16 protein-coding genes are annotated in these 14,900 nt (G+C 56.7%); 9 read left to right on the top strand and 7 right to left on the bottom strand.

The features are described from left to right. Positions 1-138: 138 nt before the first annotated feature. From uhpT to nepI, 3 genes are all read left to right on the top strand, one after another. Positions 139-1,530, top strand: coding sequence for a hexose-6-phosphate:phosphate antiporter (gene uhpT / locus ACZ6J2_RS20285; protein WP_023309834.1), 1,392 nt, complete (start codon positions 139-141; stop codon positions 1,528-1,530). A gap of 110 nt (positions 1,531-1,640) precedes the next feature. Next, the gene (locus ACZ6J2_RS20280) at positions 1,641-2,093 is read left to right on the top strand and encodes a DUF1198 domain-containing protein (RefSeq protein WP_014830062.1); all 453 of its coding nucleotides are present in this window, start codon (positions 1,641-1,643) and stop codon (positions 2,091-2,093) included. Between the two features lie 102 nt (positions 2,094-2,195). After that, a complete protein-coding gene (gene nepI, locus ACZ6J2_RS20275) occupies positions 2,196-3,386 on the top strand; it encodes a purine ribonucleoside efflux pump NepI (RefSeq protein ID WP_471726534.1) in 1,191 nt (396 codons plus the stop codon). A gap of 48 nt (positions 3,387-3,434) precedes the next feature. Here nepI and ACZ6J2_RS20270 read toward each other — a convergent pair whose 3' ends face one another. From ACZ6J2_RS20270 to ACZ6J2_RS20245, 6 genes are all read right to left on the bottom strand, one after another. Continuing rightward, on the bottom strand, positions 3,435-4,340 hold the full coding sequence (locus ACZ6J2_RS20270) for a DMT family transporter (RefSeq protein WP_063145145.1): 906 nt from the start codon (positions 4,338-4,340) through the stop codon (positions 3,435-3,437). A gap of 149 nt (positions 4,341-4,489) precedes the next feature. Further along, positions 4,490-5,869: a carbohydrate porin gene (locus ACZ6J2_RS20265; protein ID WP_033144328.1), complete on the bottom strand. Its 1,380-nt coding sequence runs from the start codon at positions 5,867-5,869 to the stop codon at positions 4,490-4,492. A 136-nt stretch (positions 5,870-6,005) separates the two neighbouring features. Continuing rightward, positions 6,006-6,308 (bottom strand): PTS lactose/cellobiose transporter subunit IIA, encoded by a 303-nt coding sequence (locus ACZ6J2_RS20260; RefSeq protein ID WP_029741865.1) that lies wholly within the window; start codon positions 6,306-6,308, stop codon positions 6,006-6,008. A gap of 5 nt (positions 6,309-6,313) precedes the next feature. Then, on the bottom strand, positions 6,314-7,690 hold the full coding sequence (locus tag ACZ6J2_RS20255; RefSeq protein ID WP_205916115.1) for a glycoside hydrolase family 1 protein: 1,377 nt from the start codon (positions 7,688-7,690) through the stop codon (positions 6,314-6,316). Positions 7,691-7,707: 17 nt separating this feature from the next. Next, positions 7,708-9,033 (bottom strand): PTS sugar transporter subunit IIC, encoded by a 1,326-nt coding sequence (locus ACZ6J2_RS20250; RefSeq protein WP_023309840.1) that lies wholly within the window; start codon positions 9,031-9,033, stop codon positions 7,708-7,710. An 11-nt stretch (positions 9,034-9,044) separates the two neighbouring features. Further along, complete coding sequence (locus ACZ6J2_RS20245) at positions 9,045-9,359, bottom strand: PTS sugar transporter subunit IIB (RefSeq protein WP_039260376.1); 315 nt, start codon at positions 9,357-9,359, stop codon at positions 9,045-9,047. Positions 9,360-9,652: 293 nt separating this feature from the next. Here ACZ6J2_RS20245 and ACZ6J2_RS20240 point away from each other — a divergent pair, with 293 nt between their 5' ends. Continuing rightward, positions 9,653-10,603, top strand: coding sequence for a LacI family DNA-binding transcriptional regulator (locus tag ACZ6J2_RS20240; RefSeq protein WP_063438949.1), 951 nt, complete (start codon positions 9,653-9,655; stop codon positions 10,601-10,603). 61 nt (positions 10,604-10,664) lie between these two features. Here the strand turns inward: ACZ6J2_RS20240 and ACZ6J2_RS20235 are convergent, their stop codons facing one another. Next, a complete protein-coding gene (locus ACZ6J2_RS20235; protein ID WP_023309843.1) occupies positions 10,665-10,961 on the bottom strand; it encodes a YicS family protein in 297 nt (98 codons plus the stop codon). Positions 10,962-11,103: 142 nt separating this feature from the next. Here ACZ6J2_RS20235 and ACZ6J2_RS20230 point away from each other — a divergent pair, with 142 nt between their 5' ends. The 5 genes from ACZ6J2_RS20230 to ACZ6J2_RS20210 form a co-directional block, all read left to right on the top strand. Next, positions 11,104-11,523 (top strand): GNAT family N-acetyltransferase, encoded by a 420-nt coding sequence (locus ACZ6J2_RS20230; protein ID WP_471726533.1) that lies wholly within the window; start codon positions 11,104-11,106, stop codon positions 11,521-11,523. Between the two features lie 147 nt (positions 11,524-11,670). Further along, complete coding sequence (gene nlpA / locus ACZ6J2_RS20225; protein WP_471726532.1) at positions 11,671-12,471, top strand: lipoprotein NlpA; 801 nt, start codon at positions 11,671-11,673, stop codon at positions 12,469-12,471. A 122-nt stretch (positions 12,472-12,593) separates the two neighbouring features. Further along, positions 12,594-13,373: an MBL fold metallo-hydrolase gene (locus ACZ6J2_RS20220; RefSeq protein WP_471726531.1), complete on the top strand. Its 780-nt coding sequence runs from the start codon at positions 12,594-12,596 to the stop codon at positions 13,371-13,373. Positions 13,374-13,399: 26 nt separating this feature from the next. Beyond that, positions 13,400-14,353 carry a GlxA family transcriptional regulator gene (locus tag ACZ6J2_RS20215; protein ID WP_471726530.1) on the top strand — a complete coding sequence of 318 codons (954 nt, stop codon included), beginning with the start codon at positions 13,400-13,402 and terminating at the stop codon, positions 14,351-14,353. A 285-nt stretch (positions 14,354-14,638) separates the two neighbouring features. Beyond that, positions 14,639-14,900 (top strand): POTRA domain-containing protein (locus tag ACZ6J2_RS20210; RefSeq protein ID WP_471726529.1); only part of this gene is annotated, 262 nt, incomplete at its 3' end.

Raw genomic sequence — 14,900 nt, 5'->3', positions numbered from 1 at the left:
CGTCTCACCTTTTCACCCCGAATGGCGCAAAACCAGGAAATTTTCCCGGTTTTACCTGGACGCTGTCTCAGGCATCTCTCCCGGCTGATTTTTACAATGCCTGCCATTCGCAGGTAAAAATCAGCTCAGGAGCAAACCATGCTGGCCTTCCTCAACCAGGTGCGCAAGCCGACCCTGGATCTGCCGCTCGACGTGCGGCGCAAGATGTGGTTCAAACCGTTCATGCAGTCCTATCTGGTGGTCTTCATCGGCTACCTGACCATGTACCTGATCCGCAAAAACTTTAACATCGCGCAGAACGACATGATCTCAACCTATGGGCTGAGCATGACGCAGCTGGGGATGATTGGCCTGGGCTTCTCCATCACCTACGGCGTGGGTAAAACCGTCGTGTCCTACTACGCGGATGGCAAAAACACCAAGCAGTTCCTGCCGTTTATGCTGATCCTCTCCGCCATCTGTATGCTCGGCTTCAGCGCCAGCATGGGCGCAGGGTCCGTTAGCTTGTTCCTGATGATCGCCTTCTACGCCCTGAGCGGTTTCTTCCAGAGTACCGGCGGGTCGTGCAGCTACTCCACCATCACCAAATGGACCCCGCGCCGCAAGCGTGGTTCGTACCTCGGCATGTGGAACATCTCCCACAACCTCGGCGGTGCCGGTGCGGCTGGCGTGGCGCTGTTTGGCGCTAACTACCTGTTCGACGGCCACGTGATCGGCATGTTTATCTTCCCGTCGATTATCGCCCTGATTGTCGGCTTTATCGGCCTGCGCTACGGTAGTGACTCCCCGGAATCGTACGGCCTCGGTAAAGCCGAAGAGCTGTTCGGCGAGGAGATCAGCGAAGAGGACAAAGAGACCGAAGAAAACGAGATGTCCAAATGGCAGATCTTTGTTGAGTACGTGCTGAAAAACAAAGTGATCTGGCTGCTCTGCTTCTCAAACATTTTCCTGTACGTAGTGCGTATCGGCATCGACCAGTGGTCGACGGTGTATGCCTTCCAGGAACTGAAGCTTTCTAAAGAAGTGGCGATTCAGGGCTTCACCCTGTTTGAAGTGGGCGCGCTGGTCGGCACGCTGCTGTGGGGCTGGCTCTCGGATCTCGCCAACGGCCGTCGTGCGCTGGTGGCCTGCGTTGCGCTGGCGCTGATTATCGCCACCCTCGGCGTCTACCAGCACGCCAGCAACCAGTACGTTTACCTGGCGTCCCTGTTCGCGCTCGGCTTCCTGGTGTTTGGTCCGCAGCTGCTGATCGGCGTGGCGGCAGTCGGCTTCGTACCGAAAAAAGCGATCGGCGCCGCCGATGGGATTAAAGGCACCTTCGCCTACCTGATCGGCGACAGCTTCGCCAAGCTGGGTCTGGGGATGATCGCCGACGGCACGCCAATTTTCGGCCTCACCGGCTGGGCGGGCACCTTCGCGGCGCTGGATGCGGCGGCCATCGGCTGTATCGTCCTGATGGCGATGGTAGCGGTGCTGGAAGAACGTAAGATTCGCCGCGAGAATCGTGCGCAGAAATTAAAAACAGCCTGAGTGTGCAGGTAACTTCTTTGCCCGGTGTGTGATGCCGGGCTTTTTTATGCCTGTCGCTGTCGACGCCCTGCGTTTCCCGCTATGATGAGCGGCTATTCATAGGAGAACGCATGGTCTGGATAATGCTGGCAACGCTTGCCGTGGTGTTTGTGGTGGGATTTCGCGTCCTGACCTCAGATTCCCGCCGCGCCATCAAACGTTTGAGCGAGCGTCTGGGGATCACCCCGATGCCGGTTGAGTCGATGATCGACCAGTTCGGTAAAACGCCCGGCAATGAGTTTATCCGCTACCTTGAGCGGCCGGACGAGGCGCATCTGCAAAACGCCGCGCAGGTGCTGCTGATCTGGCAGGTCTGCATCGTCGACGGCAGCGAGGAGAACCTGCATACATGGCACCGCATGCTGCGTAAAGCCCGCCTTGCTGCACCCATTACCGATGCGCAAATTCGTCTGGCGCTTGGCTTTATGCGCGAGATGGAGCCCGATCCGCAGGAGCTAAACGCCTTCCAGCTGCGCTATAACCAGCTCTTCCTGCCGGAAGAGGGCGTGTTTTACCTGCACTGATCCCCTGTAAAAACGACAAAAGTTGTCAAATCGTTAAATCCGTCACACTTTTGATGATAAACTGCGCGACTTTTCCGCACGTTTTTATCTTCAGGTGACGCCATGACAGAACATATCCAGCCCACGACCAGACAGCAGACCAAAGAGGTTTCTCGCCCCAACTGGTCGGCCGTTTTCGCCGTGGCGTTCTGCGTCGCCTGCCTGATTACCGTTGAGTTTCTGCCGGTGAGCCTCCTGACGCCGATGGCGCAGGATCTGGGCATTTCCGAAGGCGTGGCGGGGCAGTCCGTTACCGTCACCGCGTTTGTGGCGATGTTCGCCAGCCTGTTTATCACCCAGGTGATTGGCACCATCGACCGCCGCAGGGTGGTCATCCTGTTCAGCGTGCTGCTGACGCTCTCCTGCCTGCTGGTCTCTTTCGCGGAAAGCTTCACCCTGCTGCTGCTGGGGCGCGCCTGCCTGGGGCTGGGATTAGGCGGTTTCTGGGCGATGTCGGCCTCGCTGACCATGCGCCTGGTGCCCGCGCGGACGGTGCCAAAAGCGCTTTCCGTTATCTTCGGTGCGGTCTCTATCGCGCTGGTGATCGCCGCGCCGTTAGGCAGTTTCCTCGGCGGGATTATCGGCTGGCGTAACGTCTTTAACGCGGCGGCGGTGATGGGCCTGCTCTGCATCATTTGGGTGTGGAAGGCGCTGCCGTCCCTGCCGGGCGAAGCGGCGCACCACAAACAGAACATGTTCGCGCTGCTGAAGCGCCCCGGCGTGCTGGCGGGGATGACCGCTATCTTTATGTCCTTTGCCGGGCAGTTTGCTTTCTTTACCTACATCCGCCCGGTGTTTATGACCATGGCGGGCTTTGACGTGGACGGCCTGACGCTGGTGCTGCTGAGTTTCGGTATCGCCAGCTTTGTCGGCACCTCGCTGTCTTCGCAGTTCCTGAAACGCTCCCTGAAGGTGGCGCTGGCGGGTGCGCCGCTGGTGCTGGCGGCGAGCGCGGCGGTGCTGGTGCTGTGGGGCAGCGATAAGTGGGTGGCGTCTGCGATTGCGATTATCTGGGGCTTTGCCTTTGCGCTGGTGCCGGTGGGCTGGTCGACGTGGATCACCCGCACGCTGGCCGATCAGGCGGAAAAAGCCGGGTCGATTCAGGTGGCGGTGATCCAGCTGGCGAACACCTGCGGCGCGGCCATTGGCGGCGTGGCGCTCGACCATTTGGGGCTGACCTCACCGCTGGTGATTTCCGGTACGCTGATGCTGCTGACGGCGCTACTGGTGGCGGGGAAGGTTAAGGCGAAGTAGTGCTTTTCTCCCTCTCCCGTGGGAGAGGGTTGGGGTGAGGGCATCAGGCTACGCCGATGTCTGAACCCGTCTTCTCGAATCCATCGAAATCAGCACCACCGACGACACAATCAATAGCGTGCCCAGCCAGTCCGGCAGGGTGAACGCCACGCCCAGCAAAATCACCGACAGCAGCGCGCTGCTCAGCGGCTCGGCGCAGCTCAGAATGCTCGCCTTCGGCCCGCCGATCATCTGCGCGCCTTTCAGATACAGGCTGAACGTCAGCGCCGTGCCAATCACCACCAGGTAGAAAAACGCCAGCAGCAGGCTGCCGTCAATCACAAAGGTGGTCCCGCGTCCGGCGTAGAACGGCGTCAGCATTAGCCCGGCGATCAACATACTCCAGCCGACAATCGGCAGCGTGCCGTAGCGGGCGATAAGCGTTGACGGGTACGTCGTGTAAAACGCGGCGGCAAACGCCGAGGCGATACCGAAGAACAGCGCGGCAGGCGAGATGGAGAGCGAGGTCGGGTCGCCGTGGGTGACCAGCAGGAAGGTACCGACAAGCGACGTTAAAATGGCCGACAGCACAAACACGCCGGGGCGCTTTTTCCGCGCCAGGGCGAACCACGCCACAATGATGGTCGGCGAGAGAAACTGCAGCACGGTAGCGGTGGCTGCGTTGGATTTCTCAATCGTCAGCAGGAAGGTGAGCTGCACGGTGAGCGCGCCGACGAGTGAGAAAATCAGCAGGCTGAGGGCGTCTTTGCGATGTTTGATGACCGAGAAAATCTTATCGCCGTGCACGAAAGAAAGCGTCAGCAGGATCACGCCGGTAAACAGCAGGCGAACCATGGTCAGGTAAGGCGAAGAAATGTGGCTTTTCTCCATGATGTACTGCGCGCAAACGCCGGAACTGCCCCATAAAACGGCGGCGATCAGGACGTTTAGCATCCCTTTACGTGTGGAACCCATTTTCTCCCCTGCGATGTTGTCGTTAATTCGGTCAACAGCATAGCATGGTTGCGTGCGGCCTGATGCCCTCACCCCGGACCGTACACCCACGGGGAGAGGGGGCAAAACTAAAAACGGCAACTCTCGTTGCCGTTTTGCTTCTACCTTGCTTAGAACCACGCCTCCCACATCGCGCCGACGTTGAAGTCGTCGAGCGTTTCGTCTTTGGTGTTGTTCACGCGCGCGGTGCGTTCGTTATCCACTTTGCCGCCGGTCACGTAGAAGCGCAGCATCGGGCGGAACTCCGGCCCCATGGCGATAGACATGTTCTGGGACAGGGTCAGCTTCCAGCCCTTGTTGTCGCCGCCGTTGTCGTAATCCACGTGCTGCCAGCCAGCTTCCAGCCAGGTGGAGTGAACGTCGTTCCACCAGTGCATCGGTCGCACGATGGCGTTGTAGTTCTTGCGGTTATCGGTCTTATCGCGGCTGTTGTCGTAGTCGTGGAAGGCGAGGATGTACTCCACCTGCGTGGCCTGGGTGAATTTGTACAGCCCTTCGAAGCTGGCGTAGACCGTGGTCAGATCCTCGGTTTTGTTGAACACGCTGTTGTCCGCGTTATCGGAGTAGCGGGCAATAACCTTGTTCACGCCGCTGTCATTGGTGTGGCTCAGCACCACGCCGCCCTGCCACGCGTTCAGACGCTCGTCGCTCTCCACCGCTTTGGAGTCAAAGCCGTAGTTGGCGTACAGCTCCATGTCGATCGGGCCGAGCTTCATGCCGTGGATTTTTGAAGTCGCGGCATAGTTGCCTTTGTCGCCCGTGCCGGAACCGCCGGTACAGGTGATGCGCGACGGGTTGGCTTCGTCTTCCATCACTTCCGGGCTACAGGATTCCACTGCCGCCACGGCGGCCACGTCGAACTGCACGCCGCCAATGTCGAAGTTCTTCACCCCGGCGCCCTGGCCGTCGTGGTTCATCCAGAAGTAATCGTTGATGCCCTGCTGCGGACGCTGGTGGAAGTCACGGCCTGCCCAGAAATAGGCGTTCGGGTTGGAGGCCATAATGTTGGTCACCCCCGCGTAGGCTTTTTTCAGGTTAACTTCGTCGCCCCAGTGATCGATCATCACGTTAACGTCCCAGATGGCGCCGTTTTCACCCTTGAAGGCCTTGGATAGCTGGAATTCCCCACCGTTGCCTTCGTTGCCCAGACGACCAATTGCGGACGCGCCGTTGTATGAACCGTCCACCGCGACGTATTTCTGATCGGCGGCCTGGAAGTGCGCGCCGTAGCGGGCGTAGCCGGTAAATTTAATGCCGAACGGGATCGCCATATCCGGAGATTGCGCCGCGCTTTGCGGCTCGGTCACCACGTCCGCTTTTTTCGCGACCGCCGCATCCATTTTGGCCTGACGTTCGGCCAGGGCTTTATCCACCGCTTTCGCCACAATGGCGTCGATTTGCTCCTGGGTGAATTCCTGTGCGAGCACGGAAATTGGGCAAAGCGCGGCGATAACCGCCATGGTTAATGGAAGTTTTTTAATCGTATTCATGGTTATCTCAATATAGTTTAATTTTATTCAGACAATAACCATCCCGCTCCGATCTGACAGAGTATGTCGCTATCATCAGAACAAGTGGATCTCTATTTAGGGTACAGAGGTATTACATTAATTATTTCGCCATAGACTATCTCTGATATAAATGAATAATTTCTTCGGACAGTTCACGCGCTAATAAGGAGTTCATTAAATGATCCTGCGCGTGCACCATAATTAACGTCATCGGCTGGCGGCCTTCGCCCGCATCCTGCTCGATCAGTTTGGTCTGCATCTTGTGCGCCTGGCGCGCGTAGCCGTCGGCTTCGCGCAGCAGGCTTTTGGCCTCGTCAATGTTGCCCTGGCGCGCCGCGTGCAGTGCTTCAAAGCACAGGCTGCGGGACTGTCCGGCATTGACGATAATTTCCATTACGGCTTCTTCTAGTGCGATCATCATCATTACTCTTTATCAAAACTATTATTTAACGCGGTGGCGGCAAACCACTCCCCGCTTTTCTTAATGGTGCGTTTCTGCGTCTCTAAATCGAGCTGGATAAATCCGTAGCGATTTTTATACGCGTTGCACCACGACCAGTTATCAATAAACGTCCACATATGGTAGCCGAGACAATTGCACCCTTCGCTAATACCCTTATGCAGCCAGGCTAAATGTTCGGAAATAAACTCGATGCGGTATTGATCGTTAATCTGGCCATTTTCAATAAAGCGCTGCTCATTTTCGACGCCCATGCCGTTTTCAGAAATAAAGCAGCGTGGGTTGCCATAATTGTCGCGCAGGTTAACCAGAATATCGTAAATGCCCGGCTCGTAGATTTCCCAGCCGCGGTACGGGTTCATCTTGCGGCCCGGCATCTCGTAATTATCGAAGAACCACTCCGGCATAAACGGCGCCTGCGGGTTCACCGCGCTGTCGCGACACTTCACGCGACGCGGCTGATAGTAGTTCACGCCGAGCAGGTCGATTTTCCCTTCCGCAATCAGGAAGCCGTCTTCCGGTTTACAGGCGGGTAATTGATCGCAGGATTTCAGCAGCGCTACGAGATCTGCCGGGTATTCGCCGCGCAGGACCGGGTCGAGGAAGCTGCGGTTAAACATCAGGTCCGCGATGTGCGCCGCCTTCACGTCTGCCGGGTTCTGCGAGCGCGGGTACGACGGCGTCAGGTTTAGCACGATGCCAATCTCCCCCGCGTAATGCCCGGCGCGGTAGGCCTGCACCGCCTTCGCATGGGCCAGCACGGTGTGATACGCCACGGTGGCTGCCCGACGAAAATCCACCACGTTCGGGTAGTGGAAGTCGTACAGATAACCGCCTTCCACCGGCACGATCGGCTCGTTGAAGGTAAACCAGTGCAGCACGCGATCGCCGAACAGCTCAAAGCAAATCTGCGCATAGCGGGCGTACGCGTCCACCACGTCACGGTTTTCCCAGCCGCCGATCTCCTGCATCGCCATCGGCATGTCGAAATGGAACAGGGTCATAAACGGCGTGATGCCCTGTTCATTCAGCTCATCAATGACCTGATTGTAAAAATCGACCGCTTCCGGGTTCACTTCACCGATACCGTCGGGGATCAGGCGCGCCCAGCTAATCGAGGTGCGAAAGCTGTTGTGGTTCAGCTGCTTTAACAGCTGAATATCCGTTTTCCAGTGCTGATAAAACGTGGAGGTCTGCTGCGGCCCCACGCCGTTGTGAAAACGGTTCGGCTCGCGGGCAAACCAGTAATCCCACGTGGTTTCCCCCTCTCTTGCCCCTTCGGTCTGTAGAGCGGAGCTTGCGCTGCCCCACCAGAAGTTATCGGGAAATGCGTATTTCATGACTCTTCCTCTTTGACTCAATTGCTGGCGGTCTCGGCGGCGCCGACGGTTGCCTGGGCCTTCTGCTCTTCGTTTTTGATGAGCGTACGCTCATAGGCACGCAGGAACGGCAGGTACATCAGCGCGGACATCACCATACAGACCAGGCACATCACCACCGGGCTCAGCGCCCAGTTTGCCGCCCACGAGGCGCCAATCGGTGCAGGGGTGGTCCACGGGGTCAACGAGACGACCTGCGCCAGCCAGCCGAGTTTGGTTGCCGCGTACGCCAGGCAGGCGTTAACCAGCGGAACGAACACGAACGGGATAAACAGCATCGGGTTCATGATGATCGGCGCGCCGAACAGAATCGGTTCGTTGATGTTGAAGAAGCTTGGCACCACGCCCATTTTGCCGATGGTGCGCAGGTGGGTAACGCGGCTGCGCAGCAGCAGGAACGCCAGCGGCAGGGTAGAGCCTACGCCGCCAATCAGCAGGTAGTGATCCCAGAAGCCCTGCAGGTAAACGTGCGGCAGCGCCGCGCCGGCCGCCAGCGCCGCCTGGTTTGCCGAGAGGTTCGCCATCCAGAACGGGTTCATGATGCCGGTGACGATCAGCGAGCCGTGAATACCGGCGAACCAGAAGATCTGGCACAGCAGCACGGAGAGCAGAATCGCGGGCAGGGAGTCAGACGCGGACACCAGCGGCTCCAGCAGATGCATGATCGCCTGCGGGATGATCATTCCGGTCTGCGCTTCGATGAACAGGTTCAGCGGGTGCAGCGTACCGATCACCACCATCACCGGGATCAGGATCTCAAACGAGCGCGCCACGCCGGTTGGCACTTCCTTCGGCAGGCGAATGGTCACGTTGTTCTGCTTCAGCCACGCGTAGACGCGGGTGGCGTAAATGGCGGTGATCAGCGCGGTGAAGATGCCCTGGCCGGAGAGATACTGGGTCGAAATTTTGCCGTCGGCATACGGCGCGGCGACCAGCAGGAAGGCCATAAAGGCCAGCAGGCCGGACATCACCGGGTCGAGGTTGAACTGACGCCCCAGGCTCGCCCCAATTCCCACCGAAATGAAGAAGGTCATCACGCCCATGCTGAGGTTAAACGGCAGCATCAGCTGTTCGCGATAGGTCTGGGAGAAATCCAGCCAGCCGCGGGCAAAGCTGTTGGTGGTATCCGCCGAGAACGGCGGGAAGATGAACACCAGCATAAACGAGCCGATGATCATAAACGGCAGCGCGGCGGTAAAGCCGTCGCGGATGGCAATCACATACTTTTGCTGGCCCAGCTTTGCGGCCAGCGGGGTAATTGACTGCTCAATCACCGCGACCATGGATTGATATAACGAACTCATGTGAACACCTTTTAGTGTGCCGCTTCGATGAGCGACAGAGCATAGTCCAGTACTTTATCGCCACGCTGCATGCCGTAGTCCATCATGTCGATGGGCTGCACCGGAATGCCTTTCGTAGCCGCCTTGTCTGAGAGTGTCTTTAACATGTATTTCACTTGCGGTCCGAGAAGGACAACCTGGTATTGCGGAAACTGCGTATCAAATTCGGAAACACCGTACGCATCAATCTTCACCGGCAAACCACGTTCTTTCGCGACATCGACCATTTTGCTGACCAACAGGCTGGTGGACATCCCGGCAGAACAGCACAGCATAATCTTGAACATCGACAACCATCCTCTAAATGTAAAAAGTTATTGCGAGGATGATTGGACATTATACGGAAACCGGTTTCCATTCATAAAAGACAGAAGTGTGACAACCATCAAGATCCCTTACTTATGAGGCTAATTAACCGGATGTGGGTCACATAATTTGGCTGTTTTGACATCATTTTGAGTGGAAACGGAAAATCGGTTTCCATGGAAAACGGAAACGGATATACTCCGTTCTGGCTATAATGTGAGCCGAAGCGGTGATGGAATTTGCAGGCGCGAGGTAAGCCTGCCAGGGGAAAGAGATGTCGACAATCAATGATGTATCACGTCTTGCCGGGGTGTCTAAAGCCACGGTATCGCGAGTGTTGAGTGGGTCGCGTGGCGTAAAGGAAGCCAGCCGTCAGGCCGTGCTGAAGGCGGTGGATGAGCTGAACTATCGTCCCAACGTGATTGCCCAGTCGCTGCTGAGCCAGTCGACGGGCTGCATTGGAGTCATTTGCGCGCAGGAAAATATTAACCAGACCACTGGTTATCTCTACGCGCTGGAAAAACAGCTCAGCCAGCATCAAAAACACCTCCTGCTGCGCTTCGCGCACAGCAAAGCGGAAGTGATGCACGCCCTTGAAGAACTCTCCTGCGGGCTTTGCGATGACATCCTGGTGATTGGCGCCCGTTTCCCGCTGGACGTGGAGATGGACAATGTCATTCTGGTGGACTGCATGGAGTCTGATAATTCCAACAGCATCCAGTTCGATCACGCCTTTGCCGCCGAAACCGCCTGTAACTACCTCACCAGCCAGGGGCGTCGCCAGATTGCGCTGATCCACCCCCACGGCAGCGGTTTTGCCGACCAGGTGCTGCTCGGCTACAAGCACGCGCTGGAGAAAAATTTCCTGCCCTTTAATCGCAGCCTGGTCTTTATGGACGCGACTTCTTCGTCCGTTGCGCTGCAGGAGCTGCTTAACAACGCCAGCACCCTGAACTTCAACGCGCTGCTGGTGGCGGACGAGCAGGAAGCCCAGCGGGTGATCCCGCAGCTGCAGGCGTTTAATAAATCGGTGCCGGACGACATTATGGTCTTCAGCCTTGCCGGATCGCTGCACCTGCCGGGCATTCCGGTGATCCCGGCGATTGAATATTCCATGGACGCGATGGCGGCGCGGATTGTGAGCTGGCTGACGGAGAAAACGCAGATGCTCGGGTCCTATGTTCTGCGCGGGGATCTCATCATTCCAGACGTGCGTAAGCGTTAAAAATGTTGTGTAGGCCGGGTAAGGCGCAGCCGCCACCCGGCGAGAAGCACGTTTCAAGCCCTCAATAATCTTCCATACAATCCACCTGACCAATCGCCCCCCAGTAGGCATCCAGGTTGTCGCGCTTAACGGCGGTGATGGCATTTTTGATCAGCAGCTGATTGGCCTCGGACGACAAAATCATCTCCTGCCAGGCCTTATCGCTCTGCTTTTTCTGTGGCGTACAGGTTTTCTTAATATCTTTAAGGACCTGCTGTTTTATTTGCGCCTCTTTCGCGGGGTCATCCTTTTCCTGAGCATGGACAAACGCGGCGAAGAGCAGACAAACCAGCAGGCAGACCAGGTGCGCAGCTTTCATCAACAACCCCCTTTTAGAAGTCACATGCTTCCCATGAAATATATCGTTACATTCAGTGTAGCGACGCCAGCCGAAAGTATGAATTTTCTCCGTAAAGTATCTGTGAGATAGTCAAACAGCACACAAAAACAGGGAGAACGTCATGCAACTGAGCATTACCAATACGGTTACGCAGCAGGAAAAAGAAGAGTTATTTGTGGGGTTAAGAGCCTATAACGGGCAATTTTTGGATATGGCGACCTTTAGCGGCGACATTGGCGTTTACGTACGAGACGATAAAGGCGTCATGCTCGGCGGGCTAATTGGGGTGCGTAAAGGCGACTGGCTGAATATCGACTATCTCTGGGTCAGCGAGACCGTGCGCGGATCCGGCGTGGGCAGCCAGCTCATCAAAACGGCCGAAGAGGAAGCCAGACGCAAAGGCTGCAGGCACGCGCTGGTCGATACCGCCAGCTTCCAGGCGCGCCCGTTCTATGAAAAACAGGGGTACCAGCTGCAAATGTCTTTGCAGGATTATCCTTATCAGGGCATGCAGCGGCATTATCTGGCGAAAGCGCTTTAAGGCCCGGATCTGTAGGCCGGGTAAGCGCAGCGCCACCCGGCAAAACCCGCATATAACTTATCCTTCTTATTGATTCTTTTTCGGTTTTTATTTCACCGCCTCGTTGTCGATATAGTCACTACAACATTTAGCAAAAGGAACTGTCTTGTGAAACGTCGATTGGGTGCTCTGGTACTTGCTGGCCTGCTGCTGGCAGGGTGCGATCAAAGTGGCAGCGATGCCAAACACATTAAAGTGGGCGTCATCAACGGCGCTGAACAGGACGTGGCGGAAGTCGCCAAAAAGGTGGCAAAAGAGAAATATGGCCTGGACGTGGAGCTGGTCGGCTTCAGCGGCTCGCTGTTGCCCAACGATGCCACCAACCAGGGAGAACTGGATGCCAACGTCTTCCAGCATCGCCCGTTCCTCGCTGAGGATAACAAGGCGCATGGCTACAAGCTGGTGGCCGTGGCGAACACTTTTGTTTTTCCGATGGCCGGTTATTCCCGCAAAATCAAATCCGTCTCTGACCTGAAGGACGGGGCGACGATTGCCATTCCAAACGACCCGACCAACCTTGGCCGCGCGCTGTTGCTGCTGCAAAAGGAGAAGCTCATTACCCTGAAGCCGGGCACCGGGCTGCTGCCGACGGCGCTGGATATTACCGCCAACCCTAAACAGCTGAAAATTATGGAGCTGGAAGGGGCACAGCTGCCGCGCGTGCTGGACGACCCGAAAGTGGATGTCGCCATCATCAGCACTACCTATATTCAGCAAACAGGGCTGTCGCCGGTGCATGACAGCGTCTTTATTGAAGACAAAAACTCGCCGTACGTGAACATCGTGGTGACGCGCGAAGACAACAAGGACGCGGAGAACGTGAAGGCGTTTATCCAGTCGTATCAGTCGCCTGAAGTGGCAAAAGCGGCGGAGACGATCTTTAACGGCGGGGCAGTGCCGGGCTGGTAAACGTTTTGACGGAAAACGGGTTGCTTAAATTGGCCCGATTCCATCGGTAATCGCCCTTTAGCCCACAGCGCCAATAGTGACGGCTGGCTATCCTCCTTATCACACCCACCGGAGGATAGCCCATGAACATTACCCACATTCGCAACGCCACCCAGCTGATTTCCTACGCCGGAAAACGTCTTTTAATTGACCCGATGCTGGCCCCGAAGGGGGCTTATCCGGGCTTTCCCGGCACGGCGTATGCCGAACGTCGTAACCCGACGGTCGAACTCCCCGTTGACATCAACACGCTGCTGGACGCCGACGCGGTGATCGTCACCCATACCCATGACGATCACTGGGATCGCACAGCGGCGGAGCTGATCGCCAAAGAAAAACCGATCTACGTGCAAAACGATCGTGACGCCGCGCTGCTGCGCAGCCAGGGATTCAGCAACCTGACGGTCATGACCGACGCGACCTTCTTCGGCGATATTCAGATTACGAAAACCCACGGCGGGCAGCACGGCACCGATCGCGCTTACGCCGTGCCGGAGCTGGCGGAGCGTCTGGGCGAGGCCTGCGGCGTGGTGCTGCGTCATCCCGATGAGAAGACGCTTTATCTTGCCGGGGATACCATCTGGCGTGACGAAGTGGCGGCCGACCTGCAAAAGCACCAGCCGGACGTGGTGGTGCTGAACGCGGGCTATGCCCACATCATTGGTTTTGGGCCCATTATTATGGGGCAGGAGGATGTGCTCAACGTTCATTTCCTGCTGCCGCAGGCCAACATTGTGGCGATCCATATGGAGGCGATTAACCACTGCCTGTTGACCCGCAGCGCGCTGCGTGAGTACGTTGAAGCCAATCAGGTGAGTGACGCAGTGAGCATTCCCCAGGATGGCGAAACCGTTATATTCTGAGTGCGTTAAAGGGAAAGGAGGAACTGATGTCGCTAATCAACGTCGCGATTGTCGCGGTAGACGGGTTCAGCCCGTTCCACTACTCCGTTCCCTGCATTCTGTTTGGCGATTCGGTCTCCGGCGAAAAGCGCTTTAACGTGACGATCTGCGCCGAAACGCCGGGTTTTCTCACCTCAAAAGACGGATTTGCCCTCAACGCCACGCAGGATTACACCGCTATGGGTCTGGCCGATATTGTCGTCGTTCCCTACTGGCAGCATGTCCTTGAACGACCGCCTCAGACGCTGCTCGACAGCCTGGTGCAGGCGAGAGACAACGGCGCGGAAATCGTCGGGCTGTGTCTCGGGTCGTTTGTGCTGGCCTGGGCGGGGCTCCTCGACGGCAAACGTGCGGCCACCCACTGGGAGTTCGAACATCAGTTCCAGTCTCTTTTCCCGCACGTTCAGCTGGATATCAATGCGCTCTACGTGGATGACGGCAATATCATCACCTCTGCGGGAACGGCGGCTGCGCTGGACTGCTGCCTGTATATTATTCGCCAGCGCTTTGGCAGCGTGGTCGCCAACCAGATTGCCCGTCGGATGATTGTTCCGCCCCACCGCGAGGGCGGGCAGGCGCAGTTCATCGCCCAGCCGGTACCCAAAGATACCCGCGACGGACGCATTAACTGCCTGATCGACTACCTGCAGCAGCACATCACCGAACCGCATAGCCTGGACTCGCTGGCGGAGGTGGTTTCGATGAGCCGCCGCACGCTGACCCGTCATTTTATTCAAGCCACGGGGATGAGCGTCGCCGAATGGCTTACCGCCGAACGCCTGCGGCGCAGCCAGATCCTGCTTGAAGCCGGAAATATGCCGATTGAGCGCGTGGCCGAACTGGTGGGATTCAATTCCGCCGTCACCTGGCGGCAGCAGTTTAAGGCGCGTTTTGGGGTGAGCCCTGCGGAATGGAGAAAAACGTTTCGTCTTCACAGCTAGTGTATTGCGGCTAACTCAATATTTAAGGGTTAGTTAAATCATTTCTTATTTTTTCTTAATATCCTTCTCACTTTTCTGAAAGAATAATTTATTTCAGGCTCCTTAACGCAAATTAGATATACTCGCTTTAAGAATACTCTTATATTGCTAAAATAATTATTGCGAACATTTTTTGTGGCATGGATGAATAGCTTCGAAATAAAAAATAGAATAATTTCGCACGTAAATTATGCTGTTGCTATATTATTTATTGCGCTTTTTTCAGCGAGCGTTAACGCTGCACCCTTGTCGCCAGCCGATCGCGATACTATTCAGCAGCAACAGCAGCAGCTTTTATTAAAGAACCAGCAACAGCGTGAAGAGCTGGAGCGGAGTATTCCTCGCCCCGCGACTGCCAGGCCTTTGCCTGCAACCGGCGCCGGGCCTTGCTTCACCATTGATACCATTACCCTTTCCGGCGCGACCCTCATTTCCCCGAAAACCCGGCAGGCTCTCGTTGCGCCGTGGCAGGGCCGGTGTCTGGATATGGCGAAAATAACGGAGCTTC

This window comes from Enterobacter sp. E14S (genome assembly GCF_055666685.1).
Note: the sequence above shows the minus strand (reverse complement) of the source record. Positions and strands in the feature narration are given on the sequence as shown.